17 protein-coding genes are annotated in these 18061 nt (G+C 68.9%); 7 read left to right on the forward strand and 10 right to left on the reverse strand.

What is annotated here, in order from left to right:
- Positions 1-2023: PAS domain-containing protein (locus LR393_RS21860; protein WP_231486003.1), on the reverse strand; the 2023-nt coding region annotated here is incomplete at its 3' end.
- Between the two features lie 109 nt (positions 2024-2132).
- Here LR393_RS21860 and LR393_RS36565 point away from each other — a divergent pair.
- Positions 2133-2621 (forward strand): VanZ family protein, encoded by a 489-nt coding sequence (locus LR393_RS36565; protein ID WP_231486004.1) that lies wholly within the window; start codon positions 2133-2135, stop codon positions 2619-2621.
- On the opposite strand, the gene LR393_RS21870 is transcribed toward LR393_RS36565, so the two are convergent.
- A complete protein-coding gene (locus LR393_RS21870; RefSeq protein WP_231486005.1) occupies positions 2572-3756 on the reverse strand; it encodes an ROK family transcriptional regulator in 1185 nt (394 codons plus the stop codon). The two genes, LR393_RS36565 and LR393_RS21870, sit on opposite strands and share 50 nt — an antisense overlap.
- Before the next feature lie 80 nt (positions 3757-3836).
- On the opposite strand from LR393_RS21870, the gene xylA reads away from it, so the two are divergent.
- The gene (gene xylA / locus LR393_RS21875; protein WP_231486006.1) at positions 3837-5027 is read left to right on the forward strand and encodes a xylose isomerase; all 1191 of its coding nucleotides are present in this window, start codon (positions 3837-3839) and stop codon (positions 5025-5027) included.
- Here xylA and LR393_RS21880 read toward each other — a convergent pair.
- Both LR393_RS21880 and LR393_RS21885 read right to left on the reverse strand, forming a co-directional pair.
- Positions 5024-5203 carry a hypothetical protein gene (locus LR393_RS21880; RefSeq protein WP_231486007.1) on the reverse strand — a complete coding sequence of 60 codons (180 nt, stop codon included), beginning with the start codon at positions 5201-5203 and terminating at the stop codon, positions 5024-5026. The two genes, xylA and LR393_RS21880, sit on opposite strands and share 4 nt — an antisense overlap.
- Before the next feature lie 178 nt (positions 5204-5381).
- Positions 5382-6953 (reverse strand): glycoside hydrolase family 26 protein, encoded by a 1572-nt coding sequence (locus LR393_RS21885; protein ID WP_231486008.1) that lies wholly within the window; start codon positions 6951-6953, stop codon positions 5382-5384.
- 503 nt (positions 6954-7456) lie between these two features.
- On the opposite strand from LR393_RS21885, the gene LR393_RS21890 reads away from it, so the two are divergent.
- A complete protein-coding gene (locus LR393_RS21890; RefSeq protein WP_231486009.1) occupies positions 7457-8482 on the forward strand; it encodes a cation diffusion facilitator family transporter in 1026 nt (341 codons plus the stop codon).
- Between the two features lie 25 nt (positions 8483-8507).
- Here the strand turns inward: LR393_RS21890 and LR393_RS21895 are convergent, their stop codons facing one another.
- Positions 8508-9227: an alpha/beta hydrolase gene (locus LR393_RS21895; protein WP_231486010.1), complete on the reverse strand. Its 720-nt coding sequence runs from the start codon at positions 9225-9227 to the stop codon at positions 8508-8510.
- A 90-nt stretch (positions 9228-9317) separates the two neighbouring features.
- Positions 9318-10256, reverse strand: coding sequence for an RNA polymerase sigma factor (locus tag LR393_RS21900; protein WP_231486011.1), 939 nt, complete (start codon positions 10254-10256; stop codon positions 9318-9320).
- Between the two features lie 899 nt (positions 10257-11155).
- On the opposite strand from LR393_RS21900, the gene LR393_RS21905 reads away from it, so the two are divergent.
- The 4 genes from LR393_RS21905 to LR393_RS21920 all read left to right on the forward strand — a co-directional run bounded on the left by LR393_RS21905 (position 11156) and on the right by LR393_RS21920 (position 15141).
- Positions 11156-12631: an amino acid permease gene (locus LR393_RS21905; protein WP_231486012.1), complete on the forward strand. Its 1476-nt coding sequence runs from the start codon at positions 11156-11158 to the stop codon at positions 12629-12631.
- A 158-nt stretch (positions 12632-12789) separates the two neighbouring features.
- Positions 12790-13206, forward strand: coding sequence for a YciI family protein (locus LR393_RS21910; protein ID WP_231486013.1), 417 nt, complete (start codon positions 12790-12792; stop codon positions 13204-13206).
- Between the two features lie 22 nt (positions 13207-13228).
- On the forward strand, positions 13229-14401 hold the full coding sequence (locus tag LR393_RS21915) for an RNA polymerase sigma factor (protein WP_345718844.1): 1173 nt from the start codon (positions 13229-13231) through the stop codon (positions 14399-14401).
- 116 nt (positions 14402-14517) lie between these two features.
- Positions 14518-15141, forward strand: coding sequence for a TetR/AcrR family transcriptional regulator (locus tag LR393_RS21920; RefSeq protein ID WP_231486015.1), 624 nt, complete (start codon positions 14518-14520; stop codon positions 15139-15141).
- Here the strand turns inward: LR393_RS21920 and paaI are convergent.
- Genes paaI through paaC form a run of 4 tightly spaced genes read right to left on the reverse strand, consistent with a single transcriptional unit; the run spans position 15128 to position 18057 of the window.
- Positions 15128-15640 (reverse strand): hydroxyphenylacetyl-CoA thioesterase PaaI, encoded by a 513-nt coding sequence (gene paaI / locus LR393_RS21925; RefSeq protein ID WP_231486016.1) that lies wholly within the window; start codon positions 15638-15640, stop codon positions 15128-15130. The two genes, LR393_RS21920 and paaI, sit on opposite strands and share 14 nt — an antisense overlap.
- Complete coding sequence (gene paaE, locus LR393_RS21930; protein ID WP_231486017.1) at positions 15633-16685, reverse strand: 1,2-phenylacetyl-CoA epoxidase subunit PaaE; 1053 nt, start codon at positions 16683-16685, stop codon at positions 15633-15635. The genes paaI and paaE overlap by 8 nt, the downstream gene beginning before the upstream one ends.
- A complete protein-coding gene (paaD, locus tag LR393_RS21935; protein ID WP_231486018.1) occupies positions 16685-17164 on the reverse strand; it encodes a 1,2-phenylacetyl-CoA epoxidase subunit PaaD in 480 nt (159 codons plus the stop codon). The genes paaE and paaD overlap by 1 nt, the downstream gene beginning before the upstream one ends.
- Positions 17161-18057, reverse strand: coding sequence for a 1,2-phenylacetyl-CoA epoxidase subunit PaaC (gene paaC / locus LR393_RS21940; protein ID WP_231486019.1), 897 nt, complete (start codon positions 18055-18057; stop codon positions 17161-17163). Before paaC ends, paaD begins: the two co-directional genes overlap by 4 nt.
- Between the last annotated feature and the right edge of the window lie 4 nt (positions 18058-18061).

Raw genomic sequence — 18061 nt, forward strand, 5'->3', positions numbered from 1 at the left:
CGACCGACTCCCGCAGGGCGGCCGAACCGGTCTCGGCGTCCTCCTGCGTGGAGCTGGACCACTGGCTGGCGTCCTTGGTGCTCATCGAGATCGCCTCGATCGACTCGGTGAGCTGCTGCACCGCCATGCTCATGGCCTCGGTCTTGGCCTTGAGCCGCTGCTCCAGCTGCACCTGGTCGGTGATGTCGTACGCGTACTTGATCACCTTCACCGGCTGACCGCTCAGGTCGAGGATCGGGTTGTAACTGGCCTGGATCCACACGTCGCGCCCGTACTTACCCACCCGGTGGAACCGGCCGGACCGGAACTCCCCGCGCTGCAGACGCAGCCAGAAGTCGCGGTACTCCTCGGAGGTCACGTACTCCGGACTGCAGAACATGCTGTGGTGCTGGTCGAGGATCTCGCGCAGGGTGTAGCCGACGGTCTTGAGGAAGTTGTCGTTCGCCGAGAGGATCCGGCCCTCGAGATCGAACTCGATCACCGCCTGGGCCCGGTCGAGGGCCGCGACCCGGCCGGCGTAGTCGGCGTTGCGCAGCTTTTCGGCGGTCACGTCGGTGGCGAACTTGACCACCTTGAAGGGTTTTCCGTCGGAATTCAGGATCGGGTTGTAGGTGGCGCGGATCCACACCTCGCGCCCGTCCTTGCCCACCCGCAGATACTCCCCGGAATCGTACTCACCCCGCGCCAGCTGGTCCCAGAACCTCTGGTAACCAGCGCTGCTCGCCTCTTCCGGCTTCACGAAGAGCCGGTGGTGGCGGCCCACGATCTCCTCCAGGCGATAGCCCAGCAGGTCGCAGAAGGCGCCGTTCGCGGCGAGCACCACCCCCTCGAGGTCGAACTCGATCACGGCCTGGGACCGGTTGATCGCATCGATCTTGCCCTCGAAGTCGGCGTTGCGAACGTTGGCCGCCGTGATGTCGACCGCGAACTTGACGACCTTCCAGGGTTTTCCGTCAATGTCGAGGATCGGGTTGTAGATGGCCTGGAGCCAGACGTCGCGACCGCCCCGGGCCACCCGGTGGAACTCCCCGGAGATGAACTCCCCCTCCCGCAGCCGCCGCCAGAAGTTCTGGTACTCCTCGGACTTCTCCTCACCCGGAAGCACGAACATGCTGTGGTGCTTGCCCACCACCTCGCTGCGGTCGTACCCCATCGTCTGCAGGAAGTTGTCGTTCGCGACCTGGACGATGCCGTTCAGGTCGAACTCGATCACCGCCTGCGAGCGGTCGATCGCGGCCACCTTGCCCTCGAAGTCGGCGTTGCGGCGCTTGGCGTCCGTCACGTCGACGGCGAACTTGACCACCTTCCAGGGCTTTCCGTCAATGTCGAGGATCGGGCTGTAAACGGCCTGCAACCAGACGTCCCGGCCGCCCTTGCCCACCCGGTGGAACTCCCCGGCGACGAACTCACCCTCGCTGAGCCGCTGCCAGAACTGCCGGTAGGCGGCCGACCGCGCCTCGTCGGGCGCCACGAACAGGCGGTGGTGCCGGCCGATCACCTCGTCGCGGGTGTATCCCATGACCTGCATGAAATTGTCGTTGGCCTCGATCACCACACCGCTCAGGTCGAACTCGATCACGGCCTGGGAGCGGCTGATCGCGGCGATCTTCCCCTCGGCGTCGGCCGCGGCCCGCTTGGCGGCGGTGATGTCGAGCGCGTACTCGATCACCTTCACCACGTCGCCGGCCGCGTTGCGCACCGGGGTCCAGGTGGAGCGGATCCACAGGTCCCGCTTGCCCTGCCAGACGCGACGGAACTCACCGTACGGGTTCCCGCCGGCCCGCAGCTCCTCCCAGAGTTCCTCGTACTCCGGCGACTGCACCACCTCGGCCGGCACCAATGCACTGTGGTGCCGCCCGACCAGGTCGACGGGCGCGTAGCCGACCAGGTCGGCGAACTGCTCGTTCACCGCGATCACGGTGCCGCTGCGGTCGTACTCGGCCCGGGCCTGCCCACGTCCGTAGGCCTCCACCTGGCTCCGTAGTTCCGCCAGTTCGTCCTCGACCCCGGATGTGTCCGACACCGCGCCCCCTCTGTCCGGCCTGCCTGTCTGCCGGAACGGTCGACGTGGCGCCGCGGGCGCTTGAGCAGGCGCCGTCCTCAGCCACCCACCCGGGCTCTAGAGTTTCCGGGTGGTACGCGGCCTGATCACCCATTCCACCGGTTTCACAGCCTTGGTCGCCCTGATCAGGCTCGAAATCCTGCTGCGCCGCCGGCACTGCGCCGGCAGCACCCGGGCCCCGGTGCTCCTGCTCGGCCTCGTCGTGCTGGGCGACCTCGCCCTCACCCTGCCGGGCACCGATCCGCAGGTCGGGCTGTACTGGGCCCGGGCGCCCTTCAGCACATTCGGCGAGTACGACCGCACCGGCACCGAGATCATCGGCAACCTGCTGATGTTCGTCCCGGTCGGGGCGCTGGTGTACTTCCTGTCGCGCCGCCTGCTGACGGTTCTCGCACTCGGCGGCGGGTTCTCCTTCGCCATCGAGCTCTACCAGTGTCTCGATCGTCAGGGCCGGGTCACGTCCACCGACGACGTCCTGCTCAATCTCGGCGGGGCGGCGATCGGCGTGCTCATGACGCTGTCGGCCACACGCTGGGCCGCGCCACCAGACGGTCGATGACGGTGAGGGCCGCCCCGGTCATGGCCGCGTAATCACCGGCCCGGGCCCGGGTCACGGCGACCGGCACCCAGTCGCTGAACACCACCAGCTCGGCCAGCGCGGCCTCGACCGGCCCGGCCACGGTGTCGAAGAGGGCCGCGAAGGTGCCGCCCAGCACCGCCTCGTCGATGTCGGAGATGTGGGCCACGGCGGCCAGCGCGATGCCCAGGGCCCGGCCGGCCTGCCGCACCGCGGCCACCGCCGGCGGGGCACCCTGCGTGACCGCCTCCACCAGATCGCTGAAGGGTGCGCCCTCCGGCAGTTGCGCGTTCCGCATCAGGGCCCGCTGGCCGGCCACATCTTCCAGACGGGTCAGCGAAGTCGGCGAGGAACCGACCACCACATGCCCCACCTCCCCGGCCCAGCCGTGGCTCCCGGCACTCAGGGCACCGCCCAGCACCCGCGCCCCACCGATCCCGATCTCCCCGGAGACGTAGAAGAAGCTCGGCTTCCCGTCGTCCGGCCGGCGGGCCCGGATCTCCGCCCGGGCCGCCAGGTCGGCCTCGTTCGCGACCGTGAAACCGACGGCGCCGCCCACCAGTTCGGCGGGGAGCAGCCCGATCGCGTCCAGGTCGCGCCAGCCCAGGTTGGGCGCGGTACGCAACACCGACGAGGAGTCGAGCAGGCCCGGCAGCGCCAGCGTCGAACCGGCGATGCGCGCCCCCAGCGCGACCGCCCGGGCCCGCACCTCCCCCGCCACTCGCCCCAGCCGCGCAGCGACCACCGCCGGCTCGGAACCGCGCAGGTCGGCGTGCAGCACCTGCTCGGCGATCACCTCACCGGTCAGGTCGACGGCCCGGACCCCCAGGTAGTCGACGTTGACCTCGAGACCGAGCGCGGCGACGGTACGGGCGACGGGGACCAGGGGAACGGACGGACGGCCGCGCTGGAGCGCCACGGGTGCGAGTTCACGCACCAGGCCGGCTTCCACCAGACGGTCGACGAGGTTGGTCACCGCGGCCCGGGAGAGACCGGTGCGGGCGGCGACCTGAGCCCGCGACACCGGCTCGGAGGCATCCAGCACGGCGGAGAGCGTGAGCGAGAGGTTGTGCTCGCGCATCCAGTCCTGCCTGACCGGCGCAACCGGAGGTGCCATGTCTTGACCCTATCCCCATCCATGGATAAATTCACGGCGTAGATTAAATGCTTCCGCGAAGCGAACTGGAGTGATCCGCGATGACGCGTACCCCTATCCCCGCAGACCGTTTCTCCTTCGGGCTCTGGACCGTCGGATGGCGTGCGCAGGACCAGTTCGGCAGCGCCAGCCGCCCGTGGCTCGACCCGGTCGAGTCGGTGACGAAGCTGGCCGAGCTCGGCGCCGCCCACGTCACGTTCCACGACGACGACGTGGTGCCGTTCGGCAGCAGCGCCTTCGACCGGGAGAAGATCCTGGAGCGGTTCAAGGGCGCACTGGCCGACACCGGCATCACCGTCGAGATGGTCACCACCGACACCTTCAGCCACCCGATCTTCAAGGACGGCGCGTTCACGTCCAACGACCGCCGGGTGCGGCGCTACGGCCTGCGCAAGGTCGTGCGCAACGTCGACCTGGCCGCCGAGCTGGGCGCCACCACGTTCGTGATGTGGGGTGGCCGCGAGGGCGCCGAGTACGACAGCGCCAAGGACCTGAACGCGGCCCACGCCCGCTACGCCGAGGGCATCGACACGGTCGCCGCCTACATCAAGGAGAAGGGCTACGACCTCCGCATCGCGATCGAGCCCAAGCCGAACGAGCCGCGCGGCGACATCCTGCTGCCGACCCTGGGCCACGCCCTGGGTTTCATCGCCCAGCTGGAGCACGGCGACATCGTGGGCCTCAACCCGGAGGTCGGCCACGAGCAGATGGCCGGGCTGAACTACACCACCGGCATCGCGCAGGCCCTGTGGGCGGGCAAGCTCTTCCACATCGACCTGAACGGCCAGCGCACCATCAAGTTCGACCAGGACCTGGTGTTCGGCCACGGCGACCTGTTCTCCGCGTTCGCCACGGTCGACCTGCTGGAGAACGGTTTTCCCGGTGGCGGCCCGACGTACGACGGCCCCCGGCACTTCGACTACAAGCCCTCACGCACCGAGGACAAGCAGGGTGTGTGGGACTCGGCCGCCGCGAACATGTCCAGCTACATCCTGCTCGCCGAGCGGGCCAAGGCGTTCCGCGCCGACCCCGAGGTGCAGGAGGCGCTGGAGTACTCCGGCGTGCTCGAGCTCTCGCAGCCGACCCTGGCCGAGGGTGAGTCCCTGGCCGACCTGCTCGCCGACACCAGCGCCTACGAAGACCTCGATGTGGACGCCGTCGCCGAGCGCGGTTTCGGGTTCGTGCGGCTGAACCAGCTGGCGATGGAGCACGCGATCGGCGCCCGCTCCTAATCCTCCGATCTCCGGGGTGGTGCGGTCTCGAAGGTTTCCAGGAACTCGCTGCCCTCGTCACTGATGCGGCGGCTGTTCCGGGCGTCTCGTCGATACAGGCTGATCACGGTTACCACGGCCACGGCCGTGACGAACAGGCACACGATGGTGAAGATCACCGCTGGCACCTCCTTCACGCGGAAACCCCCGGTGAAGACCCCAGGCTAGGAGAAGAGCTCCGGGCGAACGCCCCGTAAACGGATACGCCGGGCACGGATTCACCCGGCCCCGGTAATCCGTTCGGCGGCCCGGGCACCCCACGACGAACGGCCGCACCCCGGGCAGTGGGTGCGGCCGTTCTTGTGGTGCCGGTTACTACGGGGTACTGGTCGTCTCCGCCGGTTCCTCGGAGTCGGCCGCGGCGATCAGGGTCTGGTACTCACCCGCCGCCTTCGGGATCTGCGTGGGCTGGAAGATGGCTCCGGCGTAGTACGAGGCGTTCTCGTTGAAGTAGGCCTCGTAGGCCAGGTCCGAGCCCATGCTGGTGAAGAACTCGACCATCTTCTCGATGTAGAAGGCGTTGTCCCCGCCGTTGTTGCCGGCGTGAGCGGTGCCCGGGTAGCAGCCCCACTCCGGAACACTCATCTTCTTGCCGTGCTTCTTGGCGAAGTCGGCCCAGAACTTCAGGCCGAAGTCACCGTTGAGGTGCTCGTCCCAGGTCTGGTCGCTGGCTGCACCGGGCCACATGTCGTAGGAGTCGACACCGACGATGTCGACGAACTCATCCCCCGGGTAGGCCTGGGTGGCGTCGGCGAGACCCGCACTGACACCGCGGTTCACGGTCCAGTCCCACTTCAGGTCGGGAGCCGTGGTGCGCGCCGAGGTGACGATCTGACGCCAGCACTGCGCGAACTGCCCCGGGTTGCTGGCGCTCCACAGGTACCAGTTGCCGTTGAACTCCCAGCCGAGCCGGATGATCGAGTCACCCATGCCGTTGTCGGCGAAGTTCTTGCCGAACTGCTTCCACTTGTCGTTGTACTGCCCGGCCGCACAGCCCGCCATGGTGGCACTGCTGTCGCCCTCCGGGATCGGCGCCACACCCAGCGCCTTCATGTAGGGCGTGTCCTTCCAGGCGTCGAAGATCCAGGTCGGGTTGATGACGTCGTCCCAGGTCTGGCGCGCGGGCCAGTCCACGACCACGTCGACCGGGGCACCCCGCCAGGCCGCGAAGGCCTCGGCGTTGGCGGCGCTGCTGCCCGCCATGTAGAGGCCGCTGGCGCCCCACGGCAGACCCGAGCGGTTCGTCGTCGAGCACGGGTTCATGGCGCTGCCGTCGCTCGAGCCGGTGGTCTTGGTACTGGTGGACGTCGTGGTCGCCTCGGTGGAACCCTCCGCCGGAGCGGTGGTTTCGGTAGCAGTGGGCGTTGAGCACAGCGCGGGAACGGATGCCGTCGCGCTCGAGGTCGGCGCCCCCGTGGTCGCCGTACCGGTTGCCGTACCCGTCGCGGTGGCCGTCACGGTCGGGGCGCTGGTCGTCGTCGTGCTCGGGGTGCCCGTCGCACTGCTGGACGAGGTCGAATTGCCCGCTGTGTAGCCCGATTCCGTCGTGCTGGAGGGGCCACTCGGGGCAGGGATGACCGACTCGGAGGTCGCGGTGCTGGGGCCGGTCTGCCCCGGCGCGACCTCTTCCGGGCCGACCTCGTCCTGCCAGCGGCCGGGCCAGTTACCTGTGCTGTGCTTGTGGTCCCGGCGCCACTTCTTGCTCTTGGGCATGTCCGAGTAGTCGGAGATGTAGGCGGCGCCGTCCGTGCTCGTCCAGGAGACGGCCGGCCCGACCGCAGTTCTTTCCGGTTTCGGATCCTGGCCGGCGATCGCCGGCACGGTCCCGATTGCAGCAGCAACAACCACCAGTGCGGTCGCCGCCACAACCCGCTTCTTGGTCAGCACGCCTTGCCACTCCCCTGTCATATGGCTCGTCCGAACCGTCCACGCCTAGTTGGCGCAGGTAACAGGGTGCAGTCACGCAATTGTCTAAATCTTAAAGAGACGTCAAGTTCAAACAGTTTCACCACTCAGTGTCACTGTTCATGACGGATAGGGAGAGTCTGCTGTTCAGAGTGGGATTGAGGTGGTGCCAGCATCTCGTCACCGTGTCCTTTTACAACCCATCCTCCAGGGGTGCATCGACCCTGCGCAGGAGAATTTCAGCAGATCAGTCGGGAGATTTGACGACTCCGGAGCGTGTACGGGGAGACAAAGGGCACCAAGAGGGCAGTACCCGGCCCCCGCCAATCGATGATCAAGAATGTTAGGTCCGTGACTCCAGCAAATTCACTCCGTGATCATGCAGCACAACCCGTCGTGATCATGCGAACCTTCCCCTGAGACCCGGAACACAGCCCTCCACGGCGAACGGGCGCGCTCCGGAAGACCGTGTTAGACCTGGCCTCATGCCTGGTGATCCGCTGAACGAGTCCCTACCCGCACGCGGCGACCAGGTACCCGAAACGGCGATCGTGCACGTCCCGCTGGAACTCACCGGTGACGACGGCGGCAACGAGAGCACCCTTACCGTCGCCATCGCCTTCGCCGCGAATCTGGTGATCGCGATAGCGAAATCGATCGCGGCGGTGCTCACCGGCTCGGCGTCGATGGTGGCCGAGGCGGCGCACTCCTGGGCCGACACCGGCAACGAGATCTTCCTGGTGATCGCGAACCGGCGGGCCGGCCGGGCCCCCGACGAGACGCATCCGCACGGTTTCGGCCGCGAGGCCTACGTCTGGTCCATGTTCGCGGCGCTGGGCCTGTTCGTCGCCGGGGCCGCGGTCTCCGTGACCCACGGCGTGCAGGAGCTCTTCACCCAGGAGGAGGCCGGCGACTTCATCATCGGCTACATCGTGCTGGGCGTCTCGTTCCTGCTCGAGGGCACCTCGTTCCTGCAGTCGCTGCGTCAGGCCCGGCCCGAGGCCGCCTCGATGCAGCGCGACGTGTTCGAGCACGTGCTGGCCACGTCCGACCCCACCCTGCGAGCCGTGTTCTTCGAGGACTCCGCCGCTCTGGTCGGCATCCTCATCGCGGCCGGGGCCCTGGGCCTGCACCAGATCACCGGGTCACCGATCCCCGACGCGATCGGCTCGATCCTGGTCGGCCTGGTGCTGGGTGTGGTCGCGCTCGTGCTGATCCAGCGCAACCGCAGCTTCCTCATCGGCCAGGAGGCCGATCCCCGGGTGCGTTCCCAGGTGATCGGCGCCCTGCTGGAACTGCCCGAGGTCAGCCGCATCACCTACCTGCGCATCGAGATCATCGGGCCGCGCATGGTCACCCTGGTCGGCGACGTGGACCTGGACGGGAACGACGTGGAGTCGCACGTGGCGGTGCGGCTGCGGGCGCTGGAGGCGAAGATCGCCGCCTCCCCCGCCGTGGCCGGCGTGGTGCTCAGCCTCTCCTCCCCCGACGAGAAGTCGCTGGTGCCCTGACCTCCTCAGGGCACCAGCAGCACCCTCAGAGCTTCAGCAACGCGGCCGTGACCTCGTCGGGGTGGGTCAGCATCGACTGGTGCCCGCCGGTGAGCATCACCGGAGTGAGCCCCAGCCGGGCCGCGAACTCGGTGCCCGGCCGGGCCAGCGCCTGATCGTTCTCACTGAGCAGATAGTGGACGTCGGTGCCCACCTCGGTCAGCAGCGGCGCCTCGAGAGCGTCGGTGAAGTAGGCACCCGGCTGCGGCGCGAGCAGATCGAAGAACAGGTCGCTCAGATCCGGCGTGGCATCGGGCAGGAGTATCGGCACCCGCTCGGGGACGACCGAGATGGTGCCGTCGGGTGCGGCGTCGATCGCGGCCCGGATCATCTCCGCATAGGCCTGGTTCTCGTCGACCATGGCCGTACCGGGTTCCGGCACCACGGCGTTGTAGTAGACGACCCGGTCGACCGTATCCCGGCCGAGCCGGTGCGCGGCGCCGGTGACGACGTAGCCGCCCCAGCTGTGGCCGACCAGGGTGACCGGCCTCCCCGGTTCCGTCAGCTCCGTCACGGTGCTGACCACGTGGTCGATCGCGTCGGACAAGCGCAGCCCGGTGCGGTCGTCACCGTCGCCCAGCCCGGGAAGGGTCACCGTGACGGCTCGGGCACCGGCCGCCCGCAGCCTCCGGGCGACCGGGGTCCAGGCCCAGCCGCCCTGCCAGGCGCCGGGTATCAGAACATAGGTGGTGTCACTGACTGACATCGCTGTGTAGCCTTCCGCATCTTCTGGAACGGGGGATCACCCACACGATGCGGAGAGCGCCGGAAAGTTCGCTCACCGGCGGAACTGTTTTCAGGCCGTCTTCCCGCGCGGCTCGTGGAACAGCCGGAGCTGATCGGCCCGCCCGTTCTCCAGACGCAGCAGCCACGCGACGCCCGGCGGACAGTGGTCCGGGTTCTCCGCCGGGTTCAGCGTCTGCGTCTCGCAGACCACGATGTCCCGGCCGGCCACCAGGTTGACCACGCGCAGCCCGACCCCGGCACCGGCACTGCGGTCGATTAGTCCCACCACCGGTTCCAGACCGACCGTGCGCCGGGTGGAGTCCCAGACCGTCTCCATCCGCGGGTGGAGTTCCTGATGCAGCCCAGCCATCGAGCGGGTGCCGCCGGCCAGGTCGGAGAACAGCTCCCGGTACCGCTGCCAGGTCTCCAGATCGGGTCCCTGATAACGCGACTCGCCCGTTGCCAGCAGCAGCCCGGCCAGCGTCGCGCGGGCCTTGCTCAGCCGGCTGCGCACGGTGCCGACCGGCACCCCGCACAACGCCGCGATCTGCTCGTAGCCGGTGGTGCGCGTGAAGTACCGCAGCAGCACCACCACCCTCAGCGGAGGGGAGAGCTGGTCCAGCGCGTGCCAGATCCAGTCCCGGGCCACGTGCCGCTCGATCAGCCGGGCCGGATCACTCTCGGGATCCGCCGCCAGGTCAGGCATGCCACCCACCGGAGGCCGGGCCCGCAGGCGCATGCGACAGCCGTTGCGCACAATCATCTTCAGCCAGGGTCCGACAGCCCGGGGGTCCCGGAGGTCGCCGATCCGGGTCAGCGCGATCAGGGCGGCATCCTGCACGGCATCCTCGGCGTCGGCCGGCTCGGACAGAAAGCTCAGCGCCACCGCGAGCATGGCCGGGCGGTGCTCGGCGAGCAGCGTGCCCAGCGCAGCCACGTCTCCGGCCTGGGCGGCCAGCACCAGCTCAGAGGGGTCCCGAGCCACCGACCCGCCAGCCGGAACACTCATGCCCAGCAGTCTCGCACGGAGCTACGAGCCCTCGTAGCTGGTCCTACGTGGTCCTACGTGACTCAAACCGGACGCCCGTGACTCAAACCGGACGCCGCCGGACGGCCCACCGGGTGCCTCCGCGGTAGGCGATGGCGCATGAGGCAGGCACCAGGACGGTGACCGCGAATGTCGCCGGCTTCGGGCAGGCCGGTGGTGCCCGACGCGTGAGGCGGCGGGTATCCGTTGTGTACACCTGGTACATCCGGTACCGCGTGTACCAGGTGTACACAACGCGACGGCCGTTCTGCCATAGATCGTGCGAGCAAAGCCGCACCGAGGGCCCCACCGAGGGCCCCACCGAGGGCCCCACCGAGCCCGGCGCATGTCCCTGGCCATCGCGCCGGCGGCCGGTGTGAGAGCAGGTGCATTCGTTGCGCCCCACCCGCGAGCCGACTCCATGTGCCCACCAAGATGTGCCCACCGACATGTGCCCACCGACATGTGCCCACCCGACATGCGTTCACCCGACATAGGGCCACCCGACATGTGGCTACCGACATGCGGCCACCCGACATGCGCCCACCCGACATGCGGCCACCCGACATAGGGCCACCCGACATAGGGCCACCCGACATAGGGCCACCCGACATAGGGCCACCCGACATAGGGCCACCCGACATAGGGCCACCCGACATAGGGCCACCCGACATGTGCCCACCCGACTCCGAGTGCCCGAACGACTCCCGATCCCGTCCCTTTCGTCCGCACTGGCCACTCTGCGGTGGCGGATCCGTCACCACGGGCTTACTACTGGTTAACGCGCTCCCTAGAACTGAATTCTGAATCCCGGTCACGGGCGGGGGACGCCGCGGAGGGCGCCCGGCCGCGCCCTGGCCCCGGCTGGAAGAGGTGCCCTGATGGCCCTGCCCCCACGCCTGACCGCTCTCGTCGACAGCACCCGGGCGCCCGTCGCCCACATGACCACGCGCCGCTCCCTCGAGAATCTGGTCGCCGAAACGGAATCCGGTGACGGCCAGCTGAAACGGGCGGTCGGCGCCACCCAGCTGACCGCGCTCGGCATCGGCGGCACCATCGGCACCGGCATCTTCGTGGTGATCGGCGAAGGCGTCGGGAAGGCCGGCCCCGCGGTCGTGCTCTCGTTCGCGCTGGCCGCCGTGGCCTGCATGTTCTCCGCCCTGTCCTACGCCGAGCTGGCCTCCAGCATCCCGGTCTCGGGCAGCGCCTACACCTACTCCTACGCCACCCTCGGCGAGCTGGTGGCCTGGATCATCGGGTGGGACCTGATCCTGGAGTACGGGGTCTCGGTCGCGGGTATCGCGGTCGGCTGGGGCGGGAACTGGAACGAGTTCCTGGACAGCACCTTCGGCTGGCAGATGCCCGACGCCATCGCGAAATCGCCCGAGGACGGCGGCATTCTGAACCTACCCGCGGTCTTCATCGTGCTCGCCATCACCCTGGTCCTGGTGCTCGGCGTACGCGAGAGCGCCCGGGTGAACCTGGTGATGGTGGGCATCAAGCTGGCGATCCTGGTCTTCTTCATCATCGTCGCCTTCGCCAACTTCAAGTCCGGCAACCTGCACCCGTTCGCCCCCGCGGGCCGCGACGGGGTGGTCGGCGCCGCGTCGCTGATCTTCTTCGCCTTCATCGGTTTCGACGCGATATCCACCGGCAGCGAGGAGGCCCGCAACCCCAAGCGCGACCTGCCCATCGCCATCCTCGCCTCGCTGGCCATCGTCACCGTGTTCTACGTGCTGGTCTCGCTCGGTGCGGTCGGCCTGGCCAGCGCCGACCAGCTCAGCGGCAGCGACGCCCCCCTGGCCGCCGCTCTCGACGACGGCGCGGGCATCACCTGGGCCGCGTCCCTGCTCTCGTTCGGGGCCCTGGTCGCCATCACCAGCGTCTGCCTGGTGATCCTGTTCGGCCAGACCCGCATCTTCTACTCGATGTGCCGCGACGGTCTGCTACCGAAGGGCCTGGCCCGCATCAGCCCGCGATTCGGCACCCCGGCCCTGCTGACGGTCATGCTCGGTCTGCTGGTGGCGATCCTGGCCGCGCTGGTGCCGCTGAGCGAGATCGTCAAGCTGGTCAACATCGGCACCCTGTTCGCGTTCGTCCTGGTCAACACCGGTGTGATCATCCTGAAGTACAAGCAGCCCGACTTCCCCCGGGCCTATCGGGTGCCCCTCAACCCGCTGCTGCCGCTGCTCGGCATCGGCTTCGCGATCTACCTGATGACCACGCTGGAGGCCCAGACCTGGATCCGGTTCATCGTCTGGCTGATCGTCGGCATCGTCATCTACGCCGCCTACGGGTACCGGCACTCGCGCCTGCGCAGCGAGCCGGAGCGCGCCGCGGGTCCGATCATCGAATAAGAGCCATCACGAAAATTGAGGACGCGTGTGCGCACCGGTGCGCATACGCGTCCTCAATTTTGCTGGTCACCCGTGTCGAGAACCCGGATACGGCTCCGACCAGGGGGTGAGAACGGCAGGATGGCCGTTCTCCAGAGAACCCGGCGAAGGAGATCGACATGGCGAAGTACCTGTTGCTCAAGCACTACGGTCACGGGCCCGAGCGGATGCCCAGCCACGTCCCGATGACCGAGTGGGCACCGGAAGACGTGGACGCGCACATCGCCTTCCAGATCCAGCTCGCCGACGAGCTGCGCGAGAGCGGCGAGTTCGTCGACGCGCAGGCCATCGGGCCGGAGGTCTCCTACGCGCGGTTCGGCGGCACCGGCCAGGCCCCGGTGGTCACCGACGGCCCGTACCCGGAGTCCGGTGAGCTGGTGGCCGGCTGGTTCCTCGTCGACGTCGAGTCGCGGGAGCGGGCCGTCGAGATCGCCGCCCGCGCCTCCTCCGCCCCGGCCAAGGACGGCAAGCCGTTGTTCGAGTGGATCGAGGTGCGGCAGATCCTGGAGATGGATCCGCCCTCGGCCGACGCCTGATCCGACGCCGATCCGAGGACTGATCGTGGAACAACTCCTGCGGGACCTCTCCCCGCAGGTGCTGGCCGTCCTCGTCCGCCGCGGCACCCCGTTCGCGGCGGCCGAGGACGCCTTGCAGGAAGCGTTGCTACAGGCCTGGTCCCGGTGGCCGGAGACCGGCGAACCCGACAACCCCCGGGCCTGGCTGATCACCGTGGCCTCCCGGCGCCTGGTCGACAGCACCCGCTCGGAGGTGTCGCGGCGGCGGCGTGAAGATCTCGTGGCGCTGGAACCCGAACCGGGCCCGACCGAGCAGAACGACGACACCCTGCGCCTGCTGTTCCTCTGCTGTCACGAGTCGCTGAGCCCACCCTCGGCGGTGGCCCTGACCCTGCGAGCCGTCGGCGGGCTGACCACCCAGCAGATCGCCACGGCCTTCATGGTACCCGAAAGCACTATGGCGCAGCGTATCTCACGGGCGAAGAAGTCCCTGACGGGCGTGCGTTTCGGAGCGCCCGGCGACCTGGCCCTGGTGCTGCGGGTGCTGTACCTGATCTTCAACGAGGGCCATCGCGGGTCGGTCGACCTGGTGGCCGAGGCCATCCGCCTGACCCGTCTGCTGGTGCGCCCCTCGCGTTCCGAACCGGAGGTGCTCGGGTTACTGGCCCTGATGCTGCTGCACGACGCCCGGCGTCCGGCGCGGTATCTCGCGAACGGTTCGCTGGTACCCCTCGACCACCAGGACCGTTCGCGCTGGAACACCGCCCGCATCGAAGAGGGGGTGCTGGCCCTGCAGACCGCCCTGGCCGCCGACCGGCTGGGCGAGTACCAGGCGCAGGCCGCGATCGCGGCCCTCCACGACGACGCCGCCACCCCGGAAGAGACCGACTGGCCGCAGATCCTGTCCTGGTACGACGAACTCCTGGCAATCCACGACACCCCGGCCGCAGCCCTCTCCCGGGCCGTGGCGGTGGGCGAGGTGGACGGACCCCAGGCCGGCCTGGCCTCGCTCTCGGCCGTGGAACCCCGCCTACCCGCGTGGCACCACCGGCTCCACGCGGTCCGGGGACACCTGCTGGAACGTTCCGGTGACAAGGAAGGCGCCGCAACGGCCTACGCCCGGGCCGCGACGCAGGCCACGAACATCGCCGAGCGGGACCACCTCACCCGGCAGGCGGCCCGTCTGCAAGCACCACCAACAACAACCCCGCCGTGATCATGCAAAACCTCCCCCGAGTTCTAGAACTCTCATCTCCACAGTTCTAGAACACCGGGGAGGTTTTGCATGATCACGGAGAGGTTTGAACCCTTCCTCGTGAGAGGCTGGGCGCCGTGACCAGCGCCGCCGTACCCGAACCCGCGACACCGCGGCGGCGGGGGCGGCCCGGCTACGACCAGGCCACGATTCTGCGCACGGCCGTGGATCTGTTCAACCGGCGCGGCTACGACGCCACGAGCATGGGCGACCTGGCCAGGGAGCTCGGGCTGACCAAGGCCGCGATCTACCACCACGTCGACGGCAAGGAACAGCTGCTCTCGGCCGCCCTCGACGACGCGCTCGACGAACTCACCGCCGCCGTCACCGAGGCCACGCAACCCACGTCGGACCTCAGCGCCTACGAACGGCTGCGGTCGGTGGTGCGGCGCAGCGTCGAGGTGCTGATGGCGCACCAGTCCAGCGTCACGTTGCTCCTGCGGGTGCGGGGCAACAGCGAGGTCGAGCTGGCCGCGCTGCAACGCCGGCGGTGGCTCGACGACCAGCTCGCCGAACTGGTCGCCCAGGCCGCGCGGGAGGGTTCGCTGCGCGCCGACATCCCGCCCCGCCTGGTCAGCCGTCTGCTCTTCGGCATGGTCAACTCGCTGGTCGAGTGGTACCACGCCGACGGCACCTACGATCCCGGCACGGTGGCCGACGCCGTGACCGACCTGGCCTTCGACGGGCTCAGGGCTCGCTGATCGGCTCGCTGATCGGCTCGCTGATCGGCTCGCTGATCGGCTCGCTGATCGGCTCGCTGATCGGCTCGCTGATCGGTTTCCCGAGAGACCGGCTGCGCCCGCGGAACTCGGCGATGACGGTCTCGGAGGCGGCGGCGGTGGCCCGGCGCACCACCGTGACGTCGTAGACCCCGGACCTTCCACGCCGGGCCCGCTCTTCGGCCCGGGCCTCGAGATGATCTCCCAGTCGCGCGGATTCGAGGAAGGTGATGTCGAATCCGGCCGCCACCGTCACATCCCCGTAGGTGTTGCAGGCGGCGGCGAACGCGGTATCGGCGACCGCGGCGATCAGCCCGCCGTGACAGATCTGATAACCGTTGGTCATGTCCGGGCGCACCAGCATGGACATGACGGCCCGCCCCGGCGCCACCGACTCCAGCCGCATCCCGAGCGCAGCACTGGCCCGGTCACCGGCCAGCATGGCGGCCACACTCCGCTCCGCCACCTCGAGCTCACGCATCGAAGTCCACCGTCACCCCGTCACTCACCGGAAAACTCTGACAGGTCAGCACGAAACCGGCCTCCACCTCGGCCGGTTCGAGGGCGTAGTTACGCCGCATGTCCACCTCCCCCTCCCGCACCACCGCCCGGCAGGTCCCGCACACGCCGCCCTTGCAGGCGAACGGCAGATCGGCCCGGGTCGCCTGAGCACCGTCCAGAATCGCGACATCCCGCGAGACCACGGCGGTCGAGCGAAGACCGTCGAGCACAGTGGTCAGTTCCGTGGTAGCCCCCTCCGGAACCGCGCAGGCCCGAAGAGGTGGCGGCGGCGGGGCATCCGCGTAGAACAGCTCGACGTGAATCTTGCCGGCGGCAACCCCGAGAGAAGCCAGTACCTTACGGGACGACTCCACCAGTTCCAGCGGACCGCACAGCCAGATCTGGTCGAAGTTCTCCACCGGCACGAGTTCGGTGAGCAGGCGGCGCACCCGTTCCGCGTCGAGGCGTCCGGAGAACAGTTCCACGTCGCGGGGTTCACGGCTGAGCACATGAACGATCTGCACCTGGGACCCGTGCGCATTCTTCAGGTCGGCCAGCTCCTCCGCGAACATCACCGTGCGGCTGGTGCGGTTGCCGTAGAGCAGCGACACCTGGGCGCCCGGATGCCGCAACACCGTCGATGCCACCGAAAGCATCGGTGTGATACCGGATCCGGCGGCGATACAGAGATGACGCTCCCCCGGTCCCGGATCGGCACGCCAGGACCCGGCCGGCGGAGACACCTCGATCTGGTCCCCGGGCCGCACCTGACGCACGAGCCAGGACGAGAACATTCCGTCCGGGATCTCCCGCACCCCGATCCGCAGAGGTTCACCCACCGCCGAGCAGATCGAGTACGAGCGGCGGTGGTCCACACCGTCGACCATCCGGCGCAGGGTCACAGACTGTCCGGCCCGGAAGGCGAAAGTCTCTTTCAGCGAGGGAGGTACGTCGAACGTGACCGCCGCGGCATCGTCACACAGCTGCCCCACACCCCGCACCCGCAGCCCGTGGAACCCGGCCATCAGATCTCCTTCACGTGCTCGAAGGGCTCGAGGCACTCATCGCAGCGGTACAGCGCCTTGCAGGCCGTGGCCCCGAACTCGGAGAGCAGCCGGGTCCGGGGTGATCCGCAGCGGGGGCAGTACAGGTTCCGCCGGGTGGGTCCGAGCGAAAGTCCCACAGAACGGCCGACGTTCCCGGGCTCCGAGAGCCCGTTCTCCCGGAGCGCCCGGCGGCCCCGATCGGTGATCCAGTCGCTCGACCACGGTGGATCGAGCTGCACCCGCACCTCGACCCGCCCGAAACCCGCATCGTTCAGCCGGTGGACCAGATCGTCCCGCATCGTCGCCATCGCCGGGCACCCCAGATAGGTGGGCGTGATCGATGCGACGACCACGTCGTCCTCCATCTCGACCGACCGCAGAACGCCGAGATCCAGGAGCGTGAGCATCGGCATCTCCGGATCGGTCACCCCGGCCGCCACCTCGGCAGGCGACGTCACCAACGCCCCCTCGGATGCGCCCGCGCGACGACCTGCATCTCGGCCAGCAGCAGACTCAGCGCCTCGGTGTGCACCCCGTCCCGGCCGAGACGACCACCGACACCGGCGAGCGGACCCCGTGAGGGCCGCTCCACCCCACTGGTGGCGAAAACTTCCCCGAGCACGGCGTCCACCGCTCCGGCGTACGTCGTCGGATCGACACCCACGCCCGCGTCGGCCAGGGCGAGATCGACAGCACCACACCGCACCAGTTCGGCCTGGTACGGCCACAGTTCGTCGAGGGCGGAGATCAGCCGGCGCCGCGACTCCCCCGTCCCGCGGGCCAGTACGAGGAACCACCGCGCCGACCAGTCCCGATGATAGGAAACCTCTTTCACGCCCCGCGCGGCCACGGCGGCAAGCACCTGGTCCCGGCTTCCGCGAAGCCGCTCCAGCAGCTCCCGACGGGCCACCGAGAAGAGCAGCAGACGGACGATGACGTGGGCGAAGTCGCCTCCCGGCACCTCGGCGAGGCGCACGTTGCGGAACTGGCCGGCGGAGCGGAAGAAGGCCAGGGCGTCTTCGGGCGGGACCGGGGACCCCTCAGGAAGAACCGGGACGACGGACGGGGAGGCCGCGGCGGCGCGGGCCAGCAGCAGCCGGGCCTGGCCGAGCAGGTCGAGCGCCAGGTTGGCCAGCGCCACATCGTCTTCCATCTCCGGCGCGCGGCTGCACCATTCGGACAGACGCTGCGACATGATCAGCGCATCATCGGCGAGACCCAGGCAGTAGAGCGCCAGATCGTCGGCGACCACGTCGTCCACCATGGTGGTGTCGACCCCGGCCAGCGGATCCTCGAAATCCGTGCCGAACGCCCACTGCGACGAATCCCCGCCGAACAGATCGTCATTCATGAAG

Origin of the sequence: Kineosporia mesophila (assembly GCF_021129235.1) — a bacterium.
GTDB classification, from domain to species: Bacteria; Actinomycetota; Actinomycetes; order Actinomycetales; family Kineosporiaceae; genus Kineosporia; species Kineosporia mesophila.